Consider the following 24,167-nt stretch of genomic DNA (forward strand, 5'->3'; position numbering starts at 1 on the left):
CCATCTAACTTCTTTGCTTCAGCTGAGTTTTAAGGTGGAGGTCTTACTGCCCGCAAATAGCGGGGGAAAGAAGATAAGTAGAGGATTCTACTTATCTTCTTTTTTTGGCACGAAAAGCTGTAGTTTTAAATTTGTCTTGACGAATAAGGTTTCGTTTTTTACACTATTGTATATAATAATTAACAATCATATAAATGCCTTGAAGGGGAAGAGTATAACATGAAACGTCTTCAGAGAGGAGAATCATTAGCTGGGAGATTCTCTAGATAGTTATGTTAGAAGGTAGCCCTGGAGCATCTTTTCTGAACGGAATAGTTCTTATTAGGAAAAGACGGATTTGTCCGTTATCAAATTAAGAGTATAAGCAAATTATGAATTTGTTTGTAAATAAAGGTGGTACCGCGATGTCCCTCGTCCTTTTTGGATGAGGGACATTTTTTATTTTAAGGAGGGAAAATAATGTCAAACACGGAAAAGAATTTACCAACTAAATATGATCATATGTCCGTTGAAGAAGGCCTTTATCAATGGTGGCTTGAAGGCAAATATTTTGAAGCAACAGGAGACGAGAAGAAACAACCATATACAATTGTAATTCCACCTCCGAACGTAACTGGTAAGTTACACTTAGGTCATGCTTGGGATACAACTCTTCAAGATATTTTAACTCGTACGAAGCGTATGCAAGGATACGATGTGCTATGGCTTCCAGGAATGGACCATGCTGGTATTGCAACACAAGCAAAAGTAGAAGGAAAACTTCGTGAAGAAGGTATTTCACGTTACGATCTTGGCCGTGAAAAATTCCTTGAAAAAGCTTGGGAGTGGAAAGAAGAATACGCTTCTCACATTCGTCAACAATGGGGAAAAGTTGGTTTAGGACTAGACTATTCTCGTGAACGCTTCACATTAGACAAAGGTTTATCAGATGCGGTTAATAAAGTATTCGTTCAATTATACGAAAAAGGCTTAATTTACCGTGGTGAATATATCATCAACTGGGATCCAGCAACACGCACAGCTCTTTCTGATATTGAAGTAATTCATAAAGAAGTTCAAGGTGCATTCTACCATATGAACTATCCGTTAACAGATGGTTCTGGTCACATTCGTCTTGCGACAACTCGTCCAGAAACGATGCTGGGTGATACAGCAGTAGCAGTTCATCCCGAAGACGATCGTTACAAACATTTAATCGGAAAAACAGTTACACTTCCAATCGTAGGCCGTGAGATTCCGATTATTGCTGATGAGTACGTAGAAAAAGATTTCGGAACGGGCGTTGTAAAAATTACACCAGCTCATGACCCGAATGACTTTGAAGTAGGTAACCGTCATGACTTACCACGCATTTTAGTAATGAACGAAGATGGAACAATGAACGAAAAAGCTGGTAAGTATAACGGTATGGATCGTTTCGAATGCCGTAAAGAATTAGTGAAAGACTTACAAGAAGCTGGCGTATTAGTAGAAATCGAGCCACATATGCATTCAGTAGGTCATAGTGAGCGTAGCGGTGCAGTTGTTGAGCCTTATTTATCAACACAATGGTTCGTAAAAATGGCTCCACTTGCTGAAAAAGCAGTAGCGCTTCAACAAAAAGAAGAAGAAAAAGTAACGTTCGTACCAGAGCGTTTTGAAAACACATATTTACGCTGGATGGAAAATATTCATGACTGGTGTATTTCTCGTCAATTATGGTGGGGACACCGTATTCCAGCTTGGTACCATAAAGAAACTGGTGAAGTATACGTAGGTACAGAAGCACCAGCAGATATTGAAAACTGGAATCAAGATAATGACGTACTTGATACATGGTTCAGTTCAGCGTTATGGCCATTTTCAACACTTGGTTGGCCAAATGAAGATTCAGCAGACTTCAAACGTTACTATTCAACAGATGCACTAGTAACGGGTTATGATATCATCTTCTTCTGGGTATCTCGTATGATTTTCCAAGGTTTAGAGTTTACAGGAGAGCGTCCATTTAAAGATGTATTAATTCACGGTTTAGTTCGTGATGAGCAAGGTCGTAAAATGAGTAAATCTCTTGGTAACGGTATTGATCCAATGGATGTTATCGAGAAGTACGGTGCAGATGCAATGCGTTTCTTCTTATCAACAGGAAGTGCACCAGGTCAAGATTTACGTTTCAGCATGGAAAAAGTAGAATCTACTTGGAACTTCATTAATAAAATTTGGAACGCATCACGTTTCGTATTAATGAACATGGATGATATGAAGTATGAAGAAATCGATTTAACTGGTGAAAAATCAGTAGCAGATAAGTGGATCTTAACTCGCTTAAACGAAACAATCGAAAGCGTAACACGTAACATGGATAAATATGAGTTCGGTGAAGCTGGTCGTTCATTATACAACTTCATTTGGGACGATTTCTGTGATTGGTATATTGAAATGGCGAAACTTCCACTATACGGTGAAGATGAAGCAGCTAAGAAAACAACTCGTTCTATTTTAGCTTACGTATTAGATCAAACAATGCGTCTATTACACCCATTCATGCCATTCGTAACAGAGAAAATTTGGCAACATTTACCGCATGAAGGCGAGTCTATTACAGTAGCTGCGTGGCCAACAGTTCGCGAAGATTTACAAGATACGGAAGCTGCGGCAGAAATGCACCTTCTAGTTGATATCATTCGCTCTGTTCGTAACATCCGTGCAGAAGTAAATACGCCAATGAGCAAAAAAGTTCAAATGCAAATTAAAGCAAAAGATGAGGCTGTACTTGCTCAACTTACGAAAAACAGCTCTTACATTGAGCGTTTCTGTAACCCAAGCGAATTAACAATTCAAACGGACTTACAAGCGCCAGAAAAAGCAATGACTGCAATCGTATCAGGTGCAGAGTTATTCTTACCGTTAGCTGATCTTATCAATCTTGATGAAGAGAGAGCTCGTCTTGAGAAAGAACTTGAGAAGTTCGATAAAGAAGTAGAACGTGTACAGAAGAAACTTTCTAACCAAGGTTTCGTAGCGAAAGCTCCTGCAGCGGTTATTGAAGGAGAGCGTGCGAAAGAGCAAGATTACCTAGAAAAACGCGAAGCAGTTCGTCAACGTCTAGCAGATCTTGAAAAGTAAAAATGTTTTTAGAGACTCACTATATTGGTGAGTCTCTTTTCTTTGCGTATAATAGAACTATGAAAGTTGTCTTTTGAAAGGGGAAAAACATACGTGATACATACATACGAAGAAGCGATAGGGTGGATCCATAGCCGATTGAAATTTGGAATTAAGCCAGGATTAGAAAGAATGAGATGGATGTTAGAAGAACTTGGAAATCCAGAGCGTCATATAAAATGTGTTCATCTTGCTGGTACAAATGGAAAAGGTTCAACGTTAACATATATGCGTTACATGTTAGAAGGCGCGAAATATAAGGTAGGAACGTTTACCTCTCCTTACATCGAATCATTTAATGAACGCATTAGTGTGAATGGAACACCAATTGCAGACGAAGAGATTACTGAACTTGTAAAGATGGTAAAACCAGTCGTGGAAAAACTAGATGAAACGGATTTAGGGGAAGCGACAGAGTTTGAAATTATTACTGTTATGGCGATTTGCTATTTCGGAAAATTCAATTTCTGTGATGTTGTTTTATTTGAAACAGGGCTTGGTGGACGTTTTGATTCTACCAATGTTATACACCCTGTTCTCACGATTATTACAAATATAGGTCACGATCATATGCATATTTTAGGAAATACACTAGGGGAAATTGCATATGAAAAGGCGGGGATTATTAAGTCTGGCGTGCCCGTAATTACTGGTGTACAAGATGAAGAAGCTTTGCAAGTCATTCAAAATGTTGCAAAGGAAAACCATGCAAACTTATACGAACTTGGCAAGCATTTTACAGCGTTACATAAACAGTCTAACGAAGATGGGGAACAGTTTGATTTTACTTGTCCTTTTTCCGCATTTGAAGATTTGCAAATCTCAATGAAAGGCATTCATCAAGTAGGAAATGCAGCGCTAGCACTTATGGCAGTAATGTATGTGAAAACATATTTATCATTTTTAATTGAGGAAGATGAGATAAGAACGGGATTACGGGAAGCATATTGGATTGGGCGCTTTGAAAAGCTGCAAAGTAACCCGGATATTATTATAGATGGTGCTCATAATCCAGAAGGTATCGAAAGCCTTGTGAAAACAGTAGAAGCACATTACAAAGATAAAAATGTAATAGTGTTATTTACTGCCCTTGGTGATAAACAATTACATAACATGGTAGGCCAATTAGAAACCATTGCAGATGAAATTATTTTTACAACATTCGCCTTTGATCGTGCTATTTCTGCTGACAAGCTTGCATCATATTCACAGAAAGAATCAAAATTAGTTTTTGAAAATTGGAAAGAGGCAATTGATACAAAAGTTGAAAGGATAGCAGAAAATGATGTTTTTATCATAACAGGTTCTCTTTATTTCATTTCTGAAGTACGAAAATATATTCGTGAGAAAAACTAGATAGTCTTTGCTATCTAGTTTTTTTGTTCTACAAATGAAGTCAAATGCATACATATAAGATAAATATATAGGGTTATTTGGCGAATTCCTCTGACAAATATCTCGTTTTTTTATGAAATGAATATGATATGATGCGGACAACGATAAGAGGTGAGGTGTGAGTGTATGGACAAGCAATCACGAACGATCTCAGTGAAAGTGAATGGAACAGAAGCGAAGTATGAGGAAAAAAAGAAAGATGAATTTGAATGGATGGTAGTAGAAAGTGAACGACCGAAAAATGTTGTTCCGTTTCAAAAAGCGAAATCAATGTCTGTGGAAAAATACCGAAAGAAGTGGAGTAATACATTAATTGTAATCGTTGCAACTGCAATCATTATCGGTACGGCGTTTGGAATGGGGATGCTTCATTTACTTACTGGACAAGGAACGACAGGAGGAAGTGAAGTGACAGCTTCAAGGCCGACTGGAAATGGAGAATCAAAGGTGGGTGGAACGGCAGAACAAACACTAGCACCGAAAGAAGAAAAACAAAAAGCACAGGCAGGAACGTCATTGGATCCGATGAAATTATTTTTTGTTCAAGGGGGGCTTTATTCTTCTGAAGAAAAGGGACAGGCAGCTCTTGAAGAATGGAAAGGCAATGGGGGCATTGGTGCTTTGAGACCGAGCGGTGATAAGTATGCAATAGTTGTTGGTATTGCTAGCGATGAACAGTCTATAAATCAATTAATGACTAAGTATAAAAATGATGGTGTCTCCGTTTTAAAAAAGAACTGGGATATAACAGATAAAGCATTGCTGAAAGATGATAAAGAAGTAGGAACATTTTTAACAAAAGTGCAGCCATTATACACTCATTTAGCAAAATATGCTTCTAGCGTACAAGTTGGTGGAAAAAGCAGCCCAAAAGATATAGAAGCAATTGAAAAAGAATGGAAAAAGGTTGAAAAAGAAGGGGAAAGTATGAAACGAGAAGAAGCAAAGAAACTGTATATGTATACGTCGGTAGCTGTACAAACAGTAAAAGATGGGAAGGTGGATAAGGAATCTTTGGCGAAATTAAATCAAGTTATTATTGATGGTTTACTCTCGTATGAAAAAATTGTTTCGTAGAAAGTGAAATGATAGGATAATAAAATGAGTAAGAAAGAAGTACATGTACTTCTTTCTTTTCTTTTGAATTTAGAGCAAAGTGCTTTCTCTATGACGGGAATATAATCGTATGCAATAAAGAAGTTTTATTTTAGTTAGAGAAATTAATATTTCTTTCATTTGTGGGCAAACTATTCCTTTGATACGATTAATATAAATTGTTCTGCTTCATGTGAGAAAGGAAGGAGAAAATATGAGAAAAATAATTTTAGCTTCAGGATCACCTCGGAGGAAGGAATTACTTGAGTTAGCTAGTGTGCCATTTGAAATCGTTGTAAGTGAAGTAGAGGAAACAATTGGTGCATATTCATCGCCTTCTGATATTGTAATGTCGCTTGCCTTGCAAAAAGCATCAGCGGTGGCAGAAAATAATAGTGATTACATTGTGTTAGGTGCAGATACAATTGTTACATATGAGTCGCGTATTCTTGGTAAGCCTTCTAATGAGGATGAGGCGAAAGAGATGTTACAATTACTATCAGGGAAAACACATGAAGTGTATACAGGTGTTGCGATTATAGCAAAAGAAAAAACGGTTACTTTTTATGAGCGTACAGAAGTTACATTTTGGGAGTTAACAGAAGAGGAAATTGATACATACGTCGCGTCGAAAGAACCTCTTGATAAAGCCGGTAGTTATGGGATTCAAGGTAAAGGATCTATTTTCGTTCAAAATATTCAAGGGGACTACTATAGTGTAGTTGGCTTACCAATTGCACGTCTCGTTCGGGAATTAAAACAATTTGATATTGATGTAACCCATGCGTAAAATTGCATGGGGTTTTCTTTGAGAGAACAAATAAAGGGGTGGAGAGATGAACGGTATTCGTGATGTTGTAAGAGAAGAACAGCCACGGGAGCGTTTATTGTTAGAAGGTGCTGGAAGTTTATCAAATCGAGAGCTTCTCGCAGTGTTACTCAGAACAGGTTCTAAAGAAGAAACAGTTTTAAAGTTGTCAGATAAAATTTTACACCAATTTGATGGCTTACGTATGTTGAAAGATGCAACATTAGAAGAGCTAATTAGTATACATGGTATTGGGATTTCAAAGGCATCGCAACTTATGGCAGCCTTTGAACTAGGCAGAAGAATGGTACGTTTAGAATATCAAAATAGATATAGTATTCGAAGTCCAGAAGATTGTGCGAAATACATGATGGAAGAAATGCGTTTTTTACAACAAGAGCATTTTGTTTGTTTATATTTAAATACAAAAAATCAAGTTATACATAGGCAAACGATCTTTATTGGAAGTTTAAACACGTCAATTGTACACCCGAGGGAAGTTTTTAAAGAAGCCTTCCGTCGTGCAGCAGCCTCTATCATATGTCTTCATAACCATCCCTCAGGAGATCCCACGCCGAGCCGTGAAGATATTGAAGTAACCAAACGCTTAGTAGAATGCGGCCAGATTATCGGAATTGAAGTGCTTGATCATATTATAATAGGTGACCATAAATTCGTGAGTTTAAAGGAAAAAGGTCATATTTAAGACTATGCTTTTTACTTATTTTGTTTTATAATGTGATTTATGAGTTTTTTGTAGAAATTTATCTACAAAAAGGATAAAGATATAAAAAACGTACTGTTTTTATAATATAAATTAAGAAAAAATGAGTCCGTGAAAACAAGAAAGGAAGATAAATAATATGTTTGGATTTGGTGGATTTACTCGCGATCTTGGAATAGACTTAGGAACTGCGAACACGCTTGTATATGTAAAAGGAAAAGGTGTAGTTTTACGTGAACCTTCAGTAGTGGCGTTACAAACTGATACGAAACAAATCGTTGCTGTAGGTAGCGACGCAAAACAAATGATTGGTCGTACACCAGGGAACGTTGTGGCACTTCGCCCGATGAAAGACGGTGTAATTGCTGATTACGAAACAACTGCAACAATGATGAAATATTACATTCAACAAGCTCAAAAATCAAACGGTTTCTTCTCACGTAAGCCGTATGTAATGGTATGTGTACCATCTGGTATTACAGCTGTAGAAAGACGTGCAGTAATCGATGCGACTCGTCAAGCGGGTGCTCGTGATGCTTATCCTATCGAAGAGCCATTTGCAGCAGCAATTGGTGCAAACTTACCTGTTTGGGAACCAACTGGTAGTATGGTTGTTGATATCGGTGGTGGTACAACAGAAGTTGCAATTATTTCTCTAGGTGGTATTGTAACAAGCCAGTCAGTCCGTGTTGCTGGTGATGATATGGACGATTCAATCATTCAGTACATTAAGAAAAGCTATAACTTAATGATCGGTGAAAGAACAGCTGAAGCATTAAAATTAGAAATTGGTTCTGCAGGCGAGCCAGAAGGTATCGAGCCTATGGAAATTCGCGGTCGTGATTTAGTAAGTGGTTTACCAAAAACAGTACTAATTCAGCCAGAAGAAATTGCAGATGCATTAAAAGATACAGTAGATGCGATTGTAGAATCAGTTAAAAATACGTTAGAAAAAACTCCACCTGAATTAGCGGCTGATATTATGGACCGCGGTATCGTATTAACAGGTGGCGGGGCATTACTACGTAATTTAGATAAAGTAATTAGTGAAGAAACGAAAATGCCAGTTCTTGTTGCAGAAGATCCATTAGATTGCGTAGCAATTGGAACAGGTAAAGCATTAGACAATATCGATCTTTTCAAAACTGCTGCTCGATAATATTGCAAAATAAAAATCAGTGAAATTAAGAGGGTGTGAACGTGCCACAGTTTTTCTTAAACAAAAGATTAATTGTTTTGTTGGTTAGTATTATTCTTCTCGTGGCATTGATTGGAATCTCATTGAAAGAACGGAACAGTTTAACATGGCCAGAGCAGTTTGTTAAAGATACTGTCGGTGTTGTAGAACGTGTATTCCAAAAGCCAGCGAAATACGTAGCTGGATTCTTCGAAAATGTAGAGGATGTAAAGCGCACGTATGAAGAGAATAAAGAATTAAAAGCAAAATTAGATAATTATGCAGGTCTATCAGGGAAAGTAAAACAATTAGAAGATGATAACAAGAAGCTACAAGAGCTAACGGGTAAAAAAGAGTTAAATAGCGGGTATACTGAAATTCCAGCTACTGTTGTTTCTCGTAATCCAGATAAATGGTACGATTTAATTGGAATTGATAAAGGGGCACAGCAAGGAATTAAAAAAGATATGGCTGTAGTAACTTCACAAGGGTTAGTTGGAAGAGTGAAAAGTGTATCTCAGTTTACATCATCAGTAGAATTACTAAGTTCTATGAGCCGAACAAATCGCGTTTCTGCTATTGTACAAGGGCAAGAGAAAATCTTTGGATTGATTGAAGGTTATGACAAAGAAAAGCAATTACTTCTTTTCACAAAGATTGGCTCTGATGCACCGGTAGATAAAGATCAACTAGTTGTAACATCTGGACTGGGTGATATTTTCCCGAAAGGTCTTGTAATTGGAAAAATCGTTGAAGTTCAGCCGGATGCATATGGCTTAACAAAAACAGCTTATGTAAAACCTGCCGCTGATTTAAATGACGTAGAGCATATTACGGTTGCTAAACGTGCAACACCTTCAGCGCCATTAGAATAGGAGGAGAAGAAGAGATGATGAAGATATTAAAAAGAGCAGCTCTTCCTCTTTTGCTCCTTTTTGTGTTTCTATTTGAAAATATGTTTGCTACTGTTGTTCCAACGGATGTGTTTTGGAAAGACAGCATAGCAGCACCGCATTTCTTTATAATCGTCTTATGTTTTATTACAGTGTATTATAGTCCGGTCCAAGGGATTTATTACGGACTATTATTTGGCTTCTTATTTGATACCGTATACACAGAACTTGTCGGGATATATATTTTTGCTTATCCGATTTTAGCTTATTTAGTATATAGTGTGATGAAAGTACTACAATTGAATTTATTTATTGTTGTTTCTATCATATTAGCTAGTGTTGTAGCACTAGAGTATTATGTGTATGGATTCTTAACTTTATTAGGACGTACTCATATGCCAGCGTATGTCTTTTTCACAGATCGTCTCCTTTCTACTTTATTGTTAAATGCTATTTTCTTATTGATAGTTTGTTTCCCACTGAGACGATATATAGTGCGTCTTTCAAAAGCGATGGAAGAAAAAGAAAAAAGGATTTTCTAATTTTATGTCGAATTGAATCGGTGGGGTGAACTTTAGTGGAAGAAAAAAAGCAACAAAATGTAACGATAAAAGGGACAAAAGATGGGATAACGCTTCATTTAGATGATTGTTGTTCATTCTCAGAATTATTGGTGGAATTAGACGAAAAACTTTCTACACATTACTACGATGGTGATGGACGCTCTTTAATTGAAGTGCATGTGAAAGTAGGAAATCGTTATTTAACAGAAGTCCAACAAGAAGAGATTCGTACGTTAATTCGTAATAAAAAGAATCTTGTTGTGGATTCAATTGAAAGTGATGTTATCACTAAAGCAGAAGCAATAGCTTGGAAAGAAGAAACAGAAATTGTCCCTATTTCCAAAATTGTTCGCTCTGGACAAGTTTTACATGTAAAAGGAAATTTGTTGTTAATTGGAGATGTTAATCCAGGCGGAACGGTTATCGCTGGGGGGAATATTTTTGTCGTAGGATCATTAAGAGGAATTGCACATGCTGGGTATTATGGGGATTCGGATGCTGTAATCGCTGCATCTGTTATGAACCCGATGCAACTTCGAATTAGTGATGTGGCAATGCGGGCTCCGGAAGAGAAAGAAGACGGAGCGGAGGCGGCAGAATGTGCGTATATTAATGAGAACAATCACATTGTTGTCGATCGCCTGCAACTTCTCACTCATCTTAGACCTAATTTAACAAAGTTAGAAAGGGGAATTGTATAGCTGTGGGAGAGGCAATAGTAATTACATCTGGAAAAGGCGGAGTAGGTAAAACTACTACATCTGCGAACATTGGTACGGCCCTAGCGTTATCTGGAAAGAAAGTGTGCTTAATTGACACAGATATCGGTCTTCGAAATTTAGACGTAGTAATGGGGCTGGAAAATCGTATTGTATTTGATCTTGTTGATGTCGTTGAAGGGCGTTGCCGTTTACCTCAGGCTCTTATTAAAGACAAACGTTTTGATGATCTTTATTTATTACCTGCAGCACAAACGAGTGATAAATCAGCGGTAACACCTGAACAAATGGATGAATTAATACAAGTATTACGTCAAGACTATGATTACATATTAATCGATTGTCCTGCGGGGATTGAGCAGGGATTTAAAAATGCGGTAGCTGGTGCGGATAAAGCAATCGTTGTTACGACTCCAGAAGTATCCTCAATGCGCGATGCGGATCGTATTATTGGGCTTTTAGAAAAAGAGGATATTGAACCACCGAAACTTGTTATTAACCGTGTGCGTAGTCATATGCTTCATGAACAGGATATGTTAGATGTTGATGAAATTGTACGTACATTGTCAATCGAGCTTCTTGGTGTTGTCGAGGATGACGATGAAGTTATTCGAGCTACAAATACAGGTGAACCTGTGGCGTTGCAACCAAGCGGAAAAGCAGCGTTGGCTTATCGTAATATTGCAAGACGCTTGTTAGGTGAGAATGTACCATTACAAGCATTTGAACAAGAAAAGGTATCGGTATTTGCAAAGGTGAAAAACTTCTTTGGAATCCGTTAAGAGCACTTCGCACATATGCGAAGTGCTTTCTTTTTTCTTCACACGAATATCTTTCTTTCTTAGCTCATACATATGTACAAACTGTATACAACTGTTTCTAATGAAATTAGCTTAACGAAAGAAAGGAGACAGTATGAAGAATAGACGCGTAGAAGAAATTAAAAAGCGGATTGCAAAAAGGAAGGCCGAGCAAGAAAGGATGGAGGAAGAGCAGTATTTTAACGGAGGGAATTTTGATAGTGAAGCGGTATTTATTGAAGATGGAGAAAAGGAAATGCATCCTTTATTTCGAAAGGAAGTCTTTTTCTTCAAAGTTTTATTATCAGCAATATTAGTTCTTTCGGTTGCTATTTTATATAAGAATGCTCCTTCTTCATTCAATGGAGCTAAAGCTGTTACAGAAAAAGTGATGAAAGAGGAATTTCAGTTTGCTACTGTAGCGAAATGGTACGAAAAGCAATTTGGAAAACCGCTCGTATTCTATTCGCCGAACGAGAAAAAAGAAGGAAGTATTCAGCAAAAAGATTATGCAATTCCTGCTTCTGGAAAGGTAATGCAAGGGTTTCAAAAAAATGGCCAAGGTGTATTTGTCCAAACAGCTACAAATGCAAAAGTGGAGTCAGTAAATGAAGGGTTAGTTGTTTTTGCAGGCAAGAAAGAGGAACTTGGAAATACAGTCCAAATTCAACATGCAGATGGTACGGAGTCATGGTATGCAAACTTAAACGATATGTCAGTGAAATTATATGATTACGTTTCAAAGAAACAAAAAATTGGAACGGTGAGTAATGATACAAATGATAAAAATGGAAAGTTTTATTTCGCGATAAAAAAGAATGAAAAATTTATTGATCCGATCCAGGTGATATCATTTGATTAAATATAGGGACGTTTTAACGAAAATTTCCGTGCATCCATTATTTTGGGTTATTATTGTCATTGGTATTTTTACTGCGCGTTTTAAAGAGTTACTACTGTTATTTTGTATTGTTCTTATTCATGAACTTGGGCATGCTTTTGCAGCAGCACACTATAATTGGCGTATAAAAAGAATTCAGCTTTTGCCGTTTGGTGGCGTTGCCGAGCTTGAGGAACATGGTAATAAGTCATTGAAAGAGGAACTTGTTGTCGTAATTGCAGGACCGATTCAACATGTTTGGATGATGCTGGTAGGTTACATGTTGTTCGAAGCCGGTTGGCTGAATACAGATTTATATTATTTCTTTATGTGGAATAATATAATTATTTTAGCATTTAATTTACTCCCTATTTGGCCGTTAGATGGCGGGAAAGTATTGTTTAATGTATTATCATATCGTTTCCCTTATTTACAAGCACATGAAAAGATGATGCAATTGTCATGTGTTTTTTTTGGTGTAATATTAGGATGGCAGTTACTCTGGAATAGTAACAATATTATGATGTGGGTACTACTCATATTTTTAGCAGTGTCATTATATCAAGAGTGGAAACAAAGACGGTATGCATTTATGCGTTTTTTATTAGAACGTTATTATGGAAACAAAAGAGGAATCGAAAAGATTGCACCTATTGAAGTGCAAACGGAAGATCGTTTATATACGATCTTCACAAAATTTCGTAGAGGATATAAGCATTCTATTATCGTCCGTGGAAAATATAAAGAGCATTACACATTGGATGAAAATGAATTGCTCTATGCATATTTTACTGAAAAACGAACAACTTCATCAGTTGAAGAATTAATCGGTTAGTGTTGACGATAGCACTAACCTTTTATTATTGTAAAAGCAAAGAAGATTATAAAGTGAGGAAATAATTTTGAAAACGTTATATGTGAATTACGCTGGTTCGGAAAAGCGCGTTGCAATTGAAGAGAAGAAAAAAATTGTTGAGTTTTTATGGAAACGTAATGAAGAGCAAGAGATTGTTGGGCATATTTATGTTGGACGTGTCGTAAGAACAATTGCTGGAATGAATGCAGCTTTTGTAAACATCGGTTTAGAAAAACATGCTTACCTTTCATACGATGATGTACCATCTTCTTATCGTATACATGAAGGGCAAGCGATACTCGTACAAGTTGCGAAAGAGGCAATTGATACGAAAGGGCCTAAATTGACAGCGAATATAGAATTTACCGGGAAATATGTCGTTTATATGCCGTTTGGTGAGATGCGCGCTGTTTCTCGAAAAATAAAAAATAATAAAAGAAGACAACAATTACTCCAAATTGAAATAGAGGGAACGGGGGGATACATTTTCCGTTCTGCTTCTGAAAAAGGAGCAATTGAAGAAATACAAGCTGAAATGCAAGAGTTACAACAGTTGTATGAAGAGTTAAAAAGAAAAGAGGGCCAAGGAAAGGCGCCGTTATTACTTCATCGACCGGCGACCTTTTTAGATCGTGTATTTCAAGAGAACCCAATTGAAACCATTGAAAAAGTAGTTGTAGATACAAGAAGTATAGTAAAAGAATTAGAAGACAAAATTGGAAAAGAAAAAGTATCTTTTTATAATGAAAAGTCTTCGATGTTTAACCATTTTGGAATAGAGCGTGAAATTGAGAAAGCACTTCAAAAAATTGTTTGGCTTTCAAATGGTGCTTATTTAATTGTAGAACAAATGGAGACGATGACTGTAATTGATGTGAATACGGGCAAGTTTACGGGAAAACAAAATTTACAAGATACAGTACTTCGCACAAATGAGATGGCAGCTGAAGAAATTGCACGCCAATTAAGACTTCGTGATATTGGTGGTATGATATTAATTGATTTTATTAATATGAAAAAAAGAGAAGATAAAGAAAAGGTAAGAGAATGTCTCATAGCTGCTATGCAAGATGACCGCACATATACAAGGGTGCTCGGCTTTACGGAGCTAGGGATTTTGGAAATGACACGTAAACGTAAAAAGCATTCTTTACGAGACGTATTATTAAAAGAGTGTGTACCTTGCAAAGCGACGGGTTATGTGATGTCGCATGAAACAATTGCGTATGAGTTAGAGAGAGAACTAATCACATATGGCAATATAGAAGATGAAGCGGTATTAATCGCTGCGCCTAAAGAACTGCAAAAACAGTTTTTGCAAAAAGAATTACAAAAAAATATTCCATTTGAAATTTATTTCAAAGATGATAATATCGAAAAGTATGCTATCGTTCGTTTTGGAAGTAAAAAAGAAATTGTAGAGCGGAAAAAATAGTTAGCAGAACATTTATTGACAACCGTCTATGATTCATGATAACATCTTTATGTTATAGTTTATAGCACCTAAACGGCTATATGCTACAACCGCACAAGACAGGTTCCCTAAAGGCATTTATGTCTACCTCGTTTTTGGCGAGTCTTAGTAATTAAGAGGAGGTGCAAGTATGTACGCAATTATCGAAACAGGTGGAAAACAAATTAAAGTTGAAGCTGGTCAAGCAATCTACATTGAAAAATTAGATGTTGAAGCTGGTGAAACTGTTACTTTTGACAAAGTTCTTTTCGTTGGTGGCGAAAACGTTAAAGTTGGTAGCCCAGTTGTAGAAGGTGCAACAGTTACTGCGAAAGTTGAAAAACAAGGTCGCGCTAAGAAAATTATCGTTTTCAAATACAAAGCGAAAAAGAACAATCGTAAGAAACAAGGTCATCGTCAACCTTACACTAAGCTAGTTGTTGAAGCTATCAACGCTTAATTCTGGTTAACATGATTAAAATTACGATAAGTCGCACGAAATTAGGAAGTATCCAATCATTTAAAATGACTGGACATGCCGATTATGCGCCACATGGACAAGACCTTGTCTGTGCTGGAACTACAGCGGTTGTGTTTGGTTCTATAAATGCAGTGGAAGAACTTTGTAATGTGCAAGCAACTATTGAACTCGGAAGTGATGGCGGATTCTTAACGTATGAATTGCCTAATGATTTAGACGTTCATACAGCAGAAAAAGCACAAACACTTTTAGAAGGATTAGTTGTTTCGCTTAAGACGATCGAACTTGATTACGGAAAGTATATCCGTTTAATAGAAAAAGTGCAGGAGGTGTAACGTATGTTAAGATTAGATCTTCAGTTTTTCGCATCTAAGAAAGGTGTAGGTAGTACAAAGAACGGTCGTGACTCTCAGTCAAAACGTCTTGGTGCTAAACGCGCAGATGGTCAAACGGTTACAGGTGGTTCAATTCTTTACCGTCAACGCGGTACAAAAATTTATCCAGGTGTTAACGTTGGTCGTGGTGGCGATGACACTTTATACGCGAAAGTTGACGGCGTAGTACGCTTTGAGCGTCTTGGTCGTGACCGCAAACAAGTGAGCGTATATCCTGTTGCTCAAGAAGCATAAGAACTCACGGAAAACTCTAACCTGAGTGCAGGTTAGAGTTTTTCTATATTAAGGGGTATCTAAATGAATGAAAAATGGACAATTATAGATGCATTGCGCCATTCAAGACATGATTGGCTCAATCGTATGCAGATGGTGAAAGGAAACCTTTCCCTTGGAAAAGTGGAAGAAATTCATAGTCTCATCGATCGTTTTGTCCAAGAAGCGAGACAAGAATCCAATCTGATGGGGCTATCAATGCCTTTATTTTCAGAGTGGATTTTAACATATAATTGGAAACAGCAGCCGTGCTTATTGGAGTACGAAGTATTAGGGAAATTACATAACTTATCTCACTTAGATGAGACTGTATGTACATGGACGAATCAATTTTTCTCGATGCTTCAGCATAGTTTAGACGTATATGTTGAAAATTATGTTTGTATCACAATTGAATGTGACGCGGATAATGCTCGTTTCTTTTTTGATTTTCGTGGTAAGCTAACGAGTGTAGAAGAACTACAGAATTGGCTTGCGACCCAAAACAATAAATGGTATTCCATTTCTTATACAGTGCGAGACGAAGAAGTCTCAGTTATATTACAACCAATTGAAAAAAGTGTGGTGAAATAATGTTTGTAGATCAGGTCAAGATATATGTAAAAGGCGGCGACGGTGGTAATGGTATGGTTGCGTATCGTCGTGAGAAGTATGTACCAAAAGGTGGCCCAGCAGGTGGCGACGGTGGTAAAGGTGCAGATGTTGTTTTCGTAGTTGAGGAAGGCTTACGTACATTAATGGACTTCCGCTACCAACGTCATTTCAAAGCTGATCGCGGTCAGCACGGAATGAGTAAAGGTCAGCACGGACGTAAGTCTGAAGATTTACTTGTAAAGGTTCCACCAGGAACAGTAGTAAAAGATGAAAAAACTGGTCAAATTCTTGCCGATTTAGTAACGCATGGACAAACTGCTGTAATTGCAAAAGGTGGCCGCGGTGGCCGTGGTAACTCACGTTTCGCAACAGCTACGAACCCAGCGCCAGAAATCGCTGAGAACGGGGAACCAGGTCAAGAGCGTGATGTTATTCTAGAACTTAAAGTACTAGCAGACGTTGGACTTGTTGGATTCCCAAGTGTAGGTAAATCTACATTATTATCTGTTGTATCATCAGCGCGTCCGAAAATTGCAGAGTATCATTTCACAACAATCGTTCCAAATCTTGGTGTTGTTGAAACGGGTGATAACCGCAGCTTCGTTATGGCTGACCTTCCAGGACTAATTGAAGGCGCACATGCTGGCGTCGGACTTGGACACCAATTCTTACGTCATATTGAGCGTACACGTGTAATCGTGCATGTTATTGATATGTCTGGTTTAGAAGGCCGTGATCCATATGAAGATTACGTAACGATTAATAATGAATTAAAAGAATACAATCTTCGCTTAACTGAGCGTCCACAAGTTGTTGTTGCAAACAAAATGGATATGCCAGATGCAGAAGAAAACTTACAAGCATTTAAAGAGAAAGTGGGAGACGAAGTAAAAATCTTCCCAATCTCAGCTGTAACAAGACAAGGTGTTCGTGACTTACTGTTTGAAGTAGCGAACTTAATAGAAACAACACCAGAATTCCCAATACATGAAGTTGCGGATGAGTCTGATACAAGTGTAATGTACAAATTTGATACTGAAGGTGTTAAATTTGAAATTACACGTGAAAGTGATGGCACGTTTGTTATCTCTGGTTACGATATCGAGAAAACATTCAAGATGACAGACTTCTCACGTGATGAATCTATACGTCGTTTCGCTCGTCAAATGCGCGGAATGGGTATTGATGAAGCGCTTCGTGCACGTGGTGCGAAAGACGGAGATATTGTAAAAATTCTTGAATATGAATTTGAATTTATCGATTAAGACTGCCGAAATACGGCAGTCTTTTTTTTATATCGTAAAAATCGGATTTATATAGGAAAAAATCCCCACTAATTAAATTTTCAATTTATAATAAAAAGGGAGTGGTTTTAGAAGAATTTTTTATGGGGAGAAAACGAGCATGTATAAAATATTAATTGTAGAAGATGATGAGAAAATCGCGGGAATATTGGAAGAGCATTTAGAAAGGTATGGCTATCAATCATTTAGAGCAAGTGATTTACGTCAAATAAAAGATGAGTTTGTAAAAGTGAATCCTCATCTCGTGTTACTTGATATTAATTTACCGTACTTTGACGGTTTTTATTGGTGTCGTCAAATTCGTACTGTATCGAATGCGCCAATTATTTTTGTTTCTGCAAGAACAGGAGAAATGGATCAAGTAATGGCGATTGAAAATGGCGGTGATGATTATATTACGAAGCCATTCCATTTAGATGTCGTAATGGCAAAGGTGAAGAGTGCACTTCGCCGTGGTTACGGAGAGTATGCTTCTGCTGCTGAGAGTGATTGTTTAGGTGTAAATGGACTGTTGTTATTCCCGTCTCAGCATATTGTTGAGTGGCAAGGACAACAAACTGAACTGACAAAAAATGAATTTTACTTATTAGAGTGTTTAATGAAACAGGTGAATCAATATGTATCGCGCGAAGAACTGTTAGAAGCTCTATGGGATGAAGTAGCATTTGTGGATGATAATACATTAACCGTAAATGTAAAACGTGTAAGGAAGAAACTAGAGGAGTTAGGCATTAAAAATGCAATTGTAACGAAACGTGGATATGGTTATGCGCTTCTTACGGAGTGGGGCGAAGGGCATGAAGGTTAAAAATTACCTTATGGACCGCTTTTCTTTAATTCTTTCTTATATTGTTAGCCTTTGTTTATTTGGGCTCGTTTTACAGTTGCAAAGTCTTTTGGAAAAGAAATCCATTGATTGGAGTACGTGGTTATATGGACTTTTATTAGGAACAGTTGTGTTTACTGTATACCTCATTTACGATTACCGAAAACGGAGTGTGTTTTTAAAGAGGATCGAAAAGTATGTTACTGGTGGAAATACATTACATGACTCTTTACTTATTGATGAATCTTATACATCAGAGCAAGAAATGGTCGTTGAATCTTTTACGTTATTAAGACAGCAATATATGAATGAAGTTCATAAACAGCATACGAAAGAGCAACAACAAATGATATTTATGAACCAATGGATTCACCAAATGAAAACACCAGTATCTGTTATTGAATTATTGTTGCAGAAGTTTGGCAAAGAGCATCGTGAGGCAAGAGCAACAGTTGAAAGTATTCGTGAAGAAAATAACCGTATACTAAATGGTTTAGATTTAGCGTTACATATGGCAAGACTAGAGCAGTTTGCGAAAGATTATAAGGTAGAAGTAGTAAATGTTATAGATGTCGTGCGAGGTATTATTAATGAAAATCGAAAATCCTTCATTCAATCGTCTGTATTTCCGAAAGTGATGTTTGAAGAAGATACTTGTATGGTTGCATCTGATAGAAAATGGCTGAGTATTGCTATAGGTCAAATTGTTGTAAACGCAATCAAGTATACAAAAATTTCAGCGGCAGAGAAAAAAGAAATTCAATTTCAAATTGAAGAGAAAAATCAAAAGGTGTTATTACATATTAAGGACAATGGAATTGGTATTCCAGAGCAAGACGTAAAGCGCATATTTGATCCATTTTTTACGGGAATAAATGGACGTAAAACGAGAGAAGCGACTGGGATGGGCTTATATATTACGAAGGAAATTTGTGATAATTTACATCATGGAATGTATGTCCAATCGGCTGAAGGAGAAGGGACAACATTCACGTTCCAATTTGCAAAAGATGAAGAATATCATACATTGATGAGAAAAATGACAAAACTGTAAGATAACAAAACGTTTTGTAAGGGAAATCACTCGTTTCTTTTTCTTATTTTTCTTATAGTAAATGTAAGAAGAAAACACATAGGGGGATTAGAAATGAGTGTTCTTGAAGTAAAAGGCTTAACGAAGGTGTACCAATCAAAAGGTTCAGTAGCGACGACTGCTTTAAACGATATAAATTTTAAAATAGAAGAAGGCGAATTTGTAGGGATTATGGGCCCTTCAGGAAGCGGAAAAACGACGCTTTTAAATTTATTAGCAACAATTGATAAGCAAACTTCAGGTCATGTGCTTGTAAATGGTGAAGAAATTAATCAAATGCGTGCTGCAAAATTAGCGGAGTTTCGCCGTACACATTTAGGATTCATCTTCCAAGATTTTAACTTACTTGATACGTTATCCATTAAAGAAAACATTATTTTACCACTTGTAATGGCGAAGAAATCTGTAAATGAAATCGATGCGAAAGTACTGGAAATTGCAAAGTTTTTAAACATCGAAGAAATTTTAAATAAAAAAGTATACGAAGTATCTGGGGGACAACAACAACGTGCAGCAGCAGCGAGAGCAATCATTCATGAACCGACGTTAATTTTAGCAGATGAGCCAACTGGAAACTTAGACTCAAAGTCAGCGAAATCGCTAATGGGAGCCCTGCAAGATTTACACGAGCAAAAGAAAGTAACGATTGCAATGGTTACGCACGATCCAGTAGCGGCTAGTTATTGTGAACGTATCCTTTTCATACGCGATGGAGAAATTTTCTCGGAAATACATAAAGGAAGAACGAAACAAGCCTTTTTCCAAGAAATTCTGGACGTACTTGCGATGCTAGGAGGAGACTATCATGAACTTTCGCCAGCTCGCGCTTAATAACGTAAAAGGAAATTGGCGTAACTATAAAGCGTTTCTTATAAGTAGTTGTTTATCGATTGTCGTATTTTTTATGTATGCTTCTTTTATTTATCATCCAGATGTCGTAAGCGGTAATATTAGTATGAGAAAGATGATCACAAAAGGATTAGAATCGATGAATTATATTGTGGTCATCTTCTCGGCACTCTTTATTTTATATGCAAATTCAACGTTTTTACGAGCAAGAAAAAAAGAGTTTGGTCTACTAACATTAATAGGCGGAACGAAATCGCAGCTCGGCCGAATGATTATATTAGAGCAACTGATGTTAGGTAGTATTGCAATTGTAGTTGGTATTGGGGTTGGAATGCTTTGTTCAAAATTATTTTTCCAAGCGTTAAGCGTATTATTAAAAATAGATAAGACACTTCCACTTGTTTGGAATAGTAAAGCAGTTCTTATTACAGCTGGTGTATACTTTATTCTATTTTTAATCCTATCATTGTTTAGTGTTTGGACAGTAGGACGCTTGCAAATTATTGATTTATTAAGAGAGGCAAGAAAGCAAAAAGTAGAGCCATTTGCATTTACATGGTTATGTGTAGTTGGTATAGGATGTATTATTGTTGCATATGTACTTAGCTTCCAAGTAACGTTTCTGAATTTCCTCATCCTCTTTTTACCGGTGGTAGGACTGACAATTGGCGGAACGTATTTACTATTTACACAAGGTAGTACAGTTGTATTAAAAGCATTACAAAAAAGAAAGCAATCTTTCTATACGTATCCAAATATGTTTGTTCTTAGCAACCTTATTTATAAAATGAAAGATAATGCTCGTTTTCTATTTGTAATTTCTATTATTACGGCGATTGTATCCTCGGCAGTTGGCACGCTTTACGTATATTTTGAAAATTTGAGTGCGAAAACGGTAGAACTTACACCACATGCTATTTCATATGAGGAAAAGGGGTTAAATACATATAGCCTTATTAATGAAGAAAAGGTACAGGAGCTTGTGAAGAGACACGGGTTTGAAGATGCACGAAAAGTAACATACGTTAAACTACCAGCAACACAGAAAATAACGTTGTTTAATAGTGAACATGAAGTACCGATGACGATTATTTCAGAAAAAGAATATAATGCGGAAGTGCGTAAACAAAAGAGAGAGCAACCTTCAGAAATTCATAATGCAATGGGTAGTGCAACGATGGTTATGGTTGATATGTCAAATGAACTGATGAAGATAGACCGTACGAAACCGTATGAATTTACAATTAACGGACAAAAGCAGTCTGTTCAATTAAATGCCCCAACGCAGTATTCTGTTTTTAATGATAGTGAATATCTCGTTGTAAATGAACAAGATTTTGAGAAATATGCAAAACTCGTACCAGATGAAGAAAAGACGAAATATTATGGTTATTATATTGAGGATTGGAAAAGTACAGAAGATCTTGTATTAGATTTGAAAAATGAAATTGCACCAGAAAAGCAAGGAGAATTGAGAAATTCAGTGTTTGCGTATAAGGATATAAGAGAAGGTGGAGCAATTACAATGTTCATCGGTTTCTTCGTAGCGGTACTGTTCTTCTTCTTCGCTTGTAGTATGACATACTTTAAATGGTTTAACGATAAAGAACAAGATCGTATTCAATTTAAATCGTTAAAGAGAATCGGTATGACAGATAAAGAAATTCGCAAAATTGCGATTCGACAAATGGGAGTTATCTTCTTTATCCCAATTTTAATCGGTTCCATTCATAGTGGAGTTGCTCTTCATACGTTAGGAAAAATGCTTTATATTGATTTGTGGAAATCAGGCGCGCTTGTAATTGGAGCATACATTTTAGCTTCTGCCATTTACTTTATGATCGCACAAAGAGGATATTTAAAACACGTAAAAAGCTAGGGGAACCTCTAGCTTTTTGCCTATGTAGTAAGTTACAGGAGGACGATAGATGAAAATTCGGCAACTAGCGCTGCAAAATATAAAAGGAAATTGGCGTAATTATAAAGTGTTTTTCTTAAGTAGTTGTTTTGCAATATTTGCTTCTTACGCATATATGTCTGTCATTGTGCATCCATATATGCAAGAGACGATGTGGTATCAAAACGTACGCTGGGGACTTATCATATGTAATGTTATAATCATTTCTTTTTTCGTCATATTTATTTTGTACTCTACTTCTATTTTCATAGAAGCACGTAAGAAAGAATTAGGGTTATATATGTTAATGGGAGCAACGAAGTCTAACGTAATAGGAGTGATTATGACCGAGCAAATTTTAATCGGGGTCTTCGCGAATATTTTCGGTATTGGGCTTGGTATGATATTTTTAAAACTCTTTTTTATGGTATTTAGTATGTTACTGGGGCTTCCGAAAGAACTCCCTGTCATATTTGACGTAAGGGCGATTGGTGTAACATTTATTACATATATGGTCGTTTTTATTTTGTTATCTTTTATAAGTGCTTTACGTATATGGAATATAAAAATCATTCGGTTGTTGAAAGAATTTCGAACAGATAAAAAAGAGAAGAAAACATCAAAGTGGCTCTGTTTATTCGGCTTTGCTTGTTTAGTGGGCGGATATGCGTTGGCGCTACAAGTGACGATGGCTACGATAGTGATATACTTTTTCCCTGTGTCTATACTTGTCTTTTTTGGAACGTACTTTTCTTTTACACATGGAGCTACCCAAGTGTTAGAAATGATAAAGCGAAATAAAAAGATTATGTATACATATCCGTATTTATTTATAGTGAATCAATTGTCACATCGAATGAAGGAAAATGGTCGCTTTTTCTTTCTGATGTCTATGGCAACGACGTTTGTAGTTACAGCAACAGGTACGGTGTTCTTATATTTTTCTAGCATGCAAGATATGTGGCGAACTGGAGGGGTACACTCGTTTTCGTACATAGAAAAAGGTATTTCTACTCATGAAGTCTTTGAGGAAGGTGCGGTTGAAAAATTACTGCATCAATATGAGTATGACGATTTTCAATATATGAGTTTTGTTGGAGTGTATGCATCCTTTCAGTCTAGTAAAGGAGAAACAACAATAGTACCGCTTATAAAAGAAAGTGAATATAACCAAGAAGCAAGGAAACAAAAACAGAAAACGTATCGTCCTAAAAAAGGTACAGTGACACTCGTTTATTATAATAAATACAATAATTCGAATGTATATAATCAAAAAGAGATTCAATTGCAAGTAATGAATCAACCATATCAATTCGTATTTAACGGTCAGAAAGAAGGGTTTCAATTTAACCATCATCCTTCGTACATTAATGGTCTGTTCTTCGTTATGAATGATGAAGATTTTGATAGTATAGCAAATCAGGTTCCTGATTCTGAAAAAATGATATATAGAGGCTACACATTACCAAATATCGAAAAGACGAAGAAATTAAATGAAGATTTACGGAAACATATGAAACAAGATAATAATGCATTTCGAAGCAATATGGAGTTGTATGTAAATATGAAAGAAGGCGGCGATATTACTCTATTTGTAGGCTCATTTATTAGTATATTATTCTTTCTTACTTCATGTAGTATCGTTTATTTTAAATGGTTCCATAATATTGCATCGGACCGAAAGCAGTATGGTGTACTCTCTAAACTTGGAATGACGAAGGATGAAGTATGGAAAATTTCTCGTTGGCAATTATGTATGCTATTTTTTGCGCCAATTATAGTAGGGAGTATGCACAGTGCAGTTGCGTTATATACGTTTCATAATACGCTTTTTATGGATGGATCATTAAGAAAAGTAGGTTTGTTCATTCTGTTTTATATCGCAGCATGTATCATTTATTTCTTCTTCGCTCAAAGAGAATATAAGAAACATTTAGACTAGCGAATG

General features: G+C 36.6%; 23 protein-coding genes and 2 other annotated features. All 23 genes read left to right on the forward strand.

What is annotated here, in order from left to right:
• Positions 1 to 190: 190 nt before the first annotated feature.
• Positions 191 to 422: a binding site (T-box leader), on the forward strand.
• Between the two features lie 37 nt (positions 423 to 459).
• Entirely contained in the window at positions 460 to 3,105 is a 2,646-nt protein-coding gene (locus ACTFRY_RS02115) for a valine--tRNA ligase (protein WP_000072250.1), read from the forward strand.
• A gap of 93 nt (positions 3,106 to 3,198) precedes the next feature.
• Entirely contained in the window at positions 3,199 to 4,500 is a 1,302-nt protein-coding gene (locus ACTFRY_RS02120) for a bifunctional folylpolyglutamate synthase/dihydrofolate synthase (RefSeq protein WP_000582066.1), read from the forward strand.
• Positions 4,501 to 4,665: 165 nt separating this feature from the next.
• Positions 4,666 to 5,616: a hypothetical protein gene (locus tag ACTFRY_RS02125; protein WP_016118672.1), complete on the forward strand. Its 951-nt coding sequence runs from the start codon at positions 4,666 to 4,668 to the stop codon at positions 5,614 to 5,616.
• Positions 5,617 to 5,848: 232 nt separating this feature from the next.
• Positions 5,849 to 6,424 carry a Maf family protein gene (locus ACTFRY_RS02130; protein WP_001226294.1) on the forward strand — a complete coding sequence of 192 codons (576 nt, stop codon included), beginning with the start codon at positions 5,849 to 5,851 and terminating at the stop codon, positions 6,422 to 6,424.
• A 46-nt stretch (positions 6,425 to 6,470) separates the two neighbouring features.
• Complete coding sequence (gene radC, locus ACTFRY_RS02135) at positions 6,471 to 7,148, forward strand: DNA repair protein RadC (protein WP_001013391.1); 678 nt, start codon at positions 6,471 to 6,473, stop codon at positions 7,146 to 7,148.
• Between the two features lie 157 nt (positions 7,149 to 7,305).
• Positions 7,306 to 8,325 (forward strand): cell shape-determining protein MreB, encoded by a 1,020-nt coding sequence (gene mreB, locus ACTFRY_RS02140; protein ID WP_000466736.1) that lies wholly within the window; start codon positions 7,306 to 7,308, stop codon positions 8,323 to 8,325.
• Between the two features lie 41 nt (positions 8,326 to 8,366).
• The gene (gene mreC / locus ACTFRY_RS02145) at positions 8,367 to 9,218 is read left to right on the forward strand and encodes a rod shape-determining protein MreC (RefSeq protein ID WP_001135486.1); all 852 of its coding nucleotides are present in this window, start codon (positions 8,367 to 8,369) and stop codon (positions 9,216 to 9,218) included.
• A gap of 14 nt (positions 9,219 to 9,232) precedes the next feature.
• Entirely contained in the window at positions 9,233 to 9,778 is a 546-nt protein-coding gene (gene mreD, locus ACTFRY_RS02150; protein WP_000975766.1) for a rod shape-determining protein MreD, read from the forward strand.
• 35 nt (positions 9,779 to 9,813) lie between these two features.
• Positions 9,814 to 10,500 carry a septum site-determining protein MinC gene (gene minC / locus ACTFRY_RS02155; RefSeq protein ID WP_000391525.1) on the forward strand — a complete coding sequence of 229 codons (687 nt, stop codon included), beginning with the start codon at positions 9,814 to 9,816 and terminating at the stop codon, positions 10,498 to 10,500.
• A 2-nt stretch (positions 10,501 to 10,502) separates the two neighbouring features.
• On the forward strand, positions 10,503 to 11,300 hold the full coding sequence (minD, locus tag ACTFRY_RS02160; protein ID WP_000503309.1) for a septum site-determining protein MinD: 798 nt from the start codon (positions 10,503 to 10,505) through the stop codon (positions 11,298 to 11,300).
• A 133-nt stretch (positions 11,301 to 11,433) separates the two neighbouring features.
• Entirely contained in the window at positions 11,434 to 12,180 is a 747-nt protein-coding gene (spoIVFA, locus tag ACTFRY_RS02165) for a stage IV sporulation protein SpoIVFA (protein ID WP_000797471.1), read from the forward strand.
• Entirely contained in the window at positions 12,173 to 13,033 is an 861-nt protein-coding gene (spoIVFB, locus tag ACTFRY_RS02170; RefSeq protein ID WP_000599054.1) for a stage IV sporulation intramembrane metalloprotease SpoIVFB, read from the forward strand. Before spoIVFA ends, spoIVFB begins: the two co-directional genes overlap by 8 nt.
• Before the next feature lie 67 nt (positions 13,034 to 13,100).
• Complete coding sequence (locus ACTFRY_RS02175; RefSeq protein WP_000855482.1) at positions 13,101 to 14,489, forward strand: Rne/Rng family ribonuclease; 1,389 nt, start codon at positions 13,101 to 13,103, stop codon at positions 14,487 to 14,489.
• 77 nt (positions 14,490 to 14,566) lie between these two features.
• Positions 14,567 to 14,644 (forward strand) — a sequence feature (ribosomal protein L21 leader region).
• Positions 14,645 to 14,658: 14 nt separating this feature from the next.
• Complete coding sequence (gene rplU / locus ACTFRY_RS02180; protein WP_000270907.1) at positions 14,659 to 14,967, forward strand: 50S ribosomal protein L21; 309 nt, start codon at positions 14,659 to 14,661, stop codon at positions 14,965 to 14,967.
• A gap of 11 nt (positions 14,968 to 14,978) precedes the next feature.
• Positions 14,979 to 15,323 (forward strand): ribosomal-processing cysteine protease Prp, encoded by a 345-nt coding sequence (locus ACTFRY_RS02185; RefSeq protein WP_002001054.1) that lies wholly within the window; start codon positions 14,979 to 14,981, stop codon positions 15,321 to 15,323.
• A 3-nt stretch (positions 15,324 to 15,326) separates the two neighbouring features.
• Positions 15,327 to 15,617 (forward strand): 50S ribosomal protein L27, encoded by a 291-nt coding sequence (gene rpmA, locus ACTFRY_RS02190; RefSeq protein ID WP_000944958.1) that lies wholly within the window; start codon positions 15,327 to 15,329, stop codon positions 15,615 to 15,617.
• 63 nt (positions 15,618 to 15,680) lie between these two features.
• Positions 15,681 to 16,229, forward strand: a complete 549-nt coding sequence (locus ACTFRY_RS02195) for a sporulation initiation phosphotransferase B (RefSeq protein WP_001003584.1) — start codon at positions 15,681 to 15,683, stop codon at positions 16,227 to 16,229.
• Entirely contained in the window at positions 16,229 to 17,515 is a 1,287-nt protein-coding gene (obgE, locus tag ACTFRY_RS02200) for a GTPase ObgE (protein WP_000497127.1), read from the forward strand. The genes ACTFRY_RS02195 and obgE overlap by 1 nt, the downstream gene beginning before the upstream one ends.
• A 139-nt stretch (positions 17,516 to 17,654) precedes the next feature.
• Entirely contained in the window at positions 17,655 to 18,362 is a 708-nt protein-coding gene (locus ACTFRY_RS02205; protein ID WP_000276725.1) for a response regulator transcription factor, read from the forward strand.
• On the forward strand, positions 18,352 to 19,434 hold the full coding sequence (locus ACTFRY_RS02210; RefSeq protein WP_000865402.1) for a HAMP domain-containing histidine kinase: 1,083 nt from the start codon (positions 18,352 to 18,354) through the stop codon (positions 19,432 to 19,434). Before ACTFRY_RS02205 ends, ACTFRY_RS02210 begins: the two co-directional genes overlap by 11 nt.
• A gap of 93 nt (positions 19,435 to 19,527) precedes the next feature.
• On the forward strand, positions 19,528 to 20,304 hold the full coding sequence (locus tag ACTFRY_RS02215) for an ABC transporter ATP-binding protein (RefSeq protein WP_098616168.1): 777 nt from the start codon (positions 19,528 to 19,530) through the stop codon (positions 20,302 to 20,304).
• The gene (locus tag ACTFRY_RS02220; RefSeq protein ID WP_001011420.1) at positions 20,279 to 22,201 is read left to right on the forward strand and encodes an ABC transporter permease; all 1,923 of its coding nucleotides are present in this window, start codon (positions 20,279 to 20,281) and stop codon (positions 22,199 to 22,201) included. Before ACTFRY_RS02215 ends, ACTFRY_RS02220 begins: the two co-directional genes overlap by 26 nt.
• Before the next feature lie 49 nt (positions 22,202 to 22,250).
• Positions 22,251 to 24,161, forward strand: coding sequence for an ABC transporter permease (locus tag ACTFRY_RS02225; RefSeq protein ID WP_098616169.1), 1,911 nt, complete (start codon positions 22,251 to 22,253; stop codon positions 24,159 to 24,161).
• Positions 24,162 to 24,167 lie beyond the last annotated feature (6 nt).

It is taken from the genome of Bacillus cereus group sp. MYBK195-1 (genome assembly GCF_051916605.1).
Taxonomy (GTDB): domain Bacteria; phylum Bacillota; class Bacilli; order Bacillales; family Bacillaceae_G; genus Bacillus_A; species Bacillus_A cereus.

What these genes read in the sequence shown, in the direction of transcription:
- ACTFRY_RS02115 (WP_000072250.1), top strand. Translation starts at nt 460, where the DNA reads ATGTCAAACACGGAAAAGAATTTACCAACTAAATATGATCATATGTCC.
- ACTFRY_RS02125 (WP_016118672.1), top strand. Translation starts at nt 4,666, where the DNA reads ATGGACAAGCAATCACGAACGATCTCAGTGAAAGTGAATGGAACAGAA.
- ACTFRY_RS02130 (WP_001226294.1), top strand. Translation starts at nt 5,849, where the DNA reads ATGAGAAAAATAATTTTAGCTTCAGGATCACCTCGGAGGAAGGAATTA.
- radC (WP_001013391.1), top strand. Translation starts at nt 6,471, where the DNA reads ATGAACGGTATTCGTGATGTTGTAAGAGAAGAACAGCCACGGGAGCGT.
- mreB (WP_000466736.1), top strand. Translation starts at nt 7,306, where the DNA reads ATGTTTGGATTTGGTGGATTTACTCGCGATCTTGGAATAGACTTAGGA.
- mreD (WP_000975766.1), top strand. Translation starts at nt 9,233, where the DNA reads ATGATGAAGATATTAAAAAGAGCAGCTCTTCCTCTTTTGCTCCTTTTT.
- spoIVFA (WP_000797471.1), top strand. Translation starts at nt 11,434, where the DNA reads ATGAAGAATAGACGCGTAGAAGAAATTAAAAAGCGGATTGCAAAAAGG.
- rplU (WP_000270907.1), top strand. Translation starts at nt 14,659, where the DNA reads ATGTACGCAATTATCGAAACAGGTGGAAAACAAATTAAAGTTGAAGCT.
- ACTFRY_RS02185 (WP_002001054.1), top strand. Translation starts at nt 14,979, where the DNA reads ATGATTAAAATTACGATAAGTCGCACGAAATTAGGAAGTATCCAATCA.
- rpmA (WP_000944958.1), top strand. Translation starts at nt 15,327, where the DNA reads ATGTTAAGATTAGATCTTCAGTTTTTCGCATCTAAGAAAGGTGTAGGT.
- ACTFRY_RS02195 (WP_001003584.1), top strand. Translation starts at nt 15,681, where the DNA reads ATGAATGAAAAATGGACAATTATAGATGCATTGCGCCATTCAAGACAT.
- obgE (WP_000497127.1), top strand. Translation starts at nt 16,229, where the DNA reads ATGTTTGTAGATCAGGTCAAGATATATGTAAAAGGCGGCGACGGTGGT.
- ACTFRY_RS02205 (WP_000276725.1), top strand. Translation starts at nt 17,655, where the DNA reads ATGTATAAAATATTAATTGTAGAAGATGATGAGAAAATCGCGGGAATA.
- ACTFRY_RS02210 (WP_000865402.1), top strand. Translation starts at nt 18,352, where the DNA reads ATGAAGGTTAAAAATTACCTTATGGACCGCTTTTCTTTAATTCTTTCT.
- ACTFRY_RS02215 (WP_098616168.1), top strand. Translation starts at nt 19,528, where the DNA reads ATGAGTGTTCTTGAAGTAAAAGGCTTAACGAAGGTGTACCAATCAAAA.
- ACTFRY_RS02220 (WP_001011420.1), top strand. Translation starts at nt 20,279, where the DNA reads ATGAACTTTCGCCAGCTCGCGCTTAATAACGTAAAAGGAAATTGGCGT.
- ACTFRY_RS02225 (WP_098616169.1), top strand. Translation starts at nt 22,251, where the DNA reads ATGAAAATTCGGCAACTAGCGCTGCAAAATATAAAAGGAAATTGGCGT.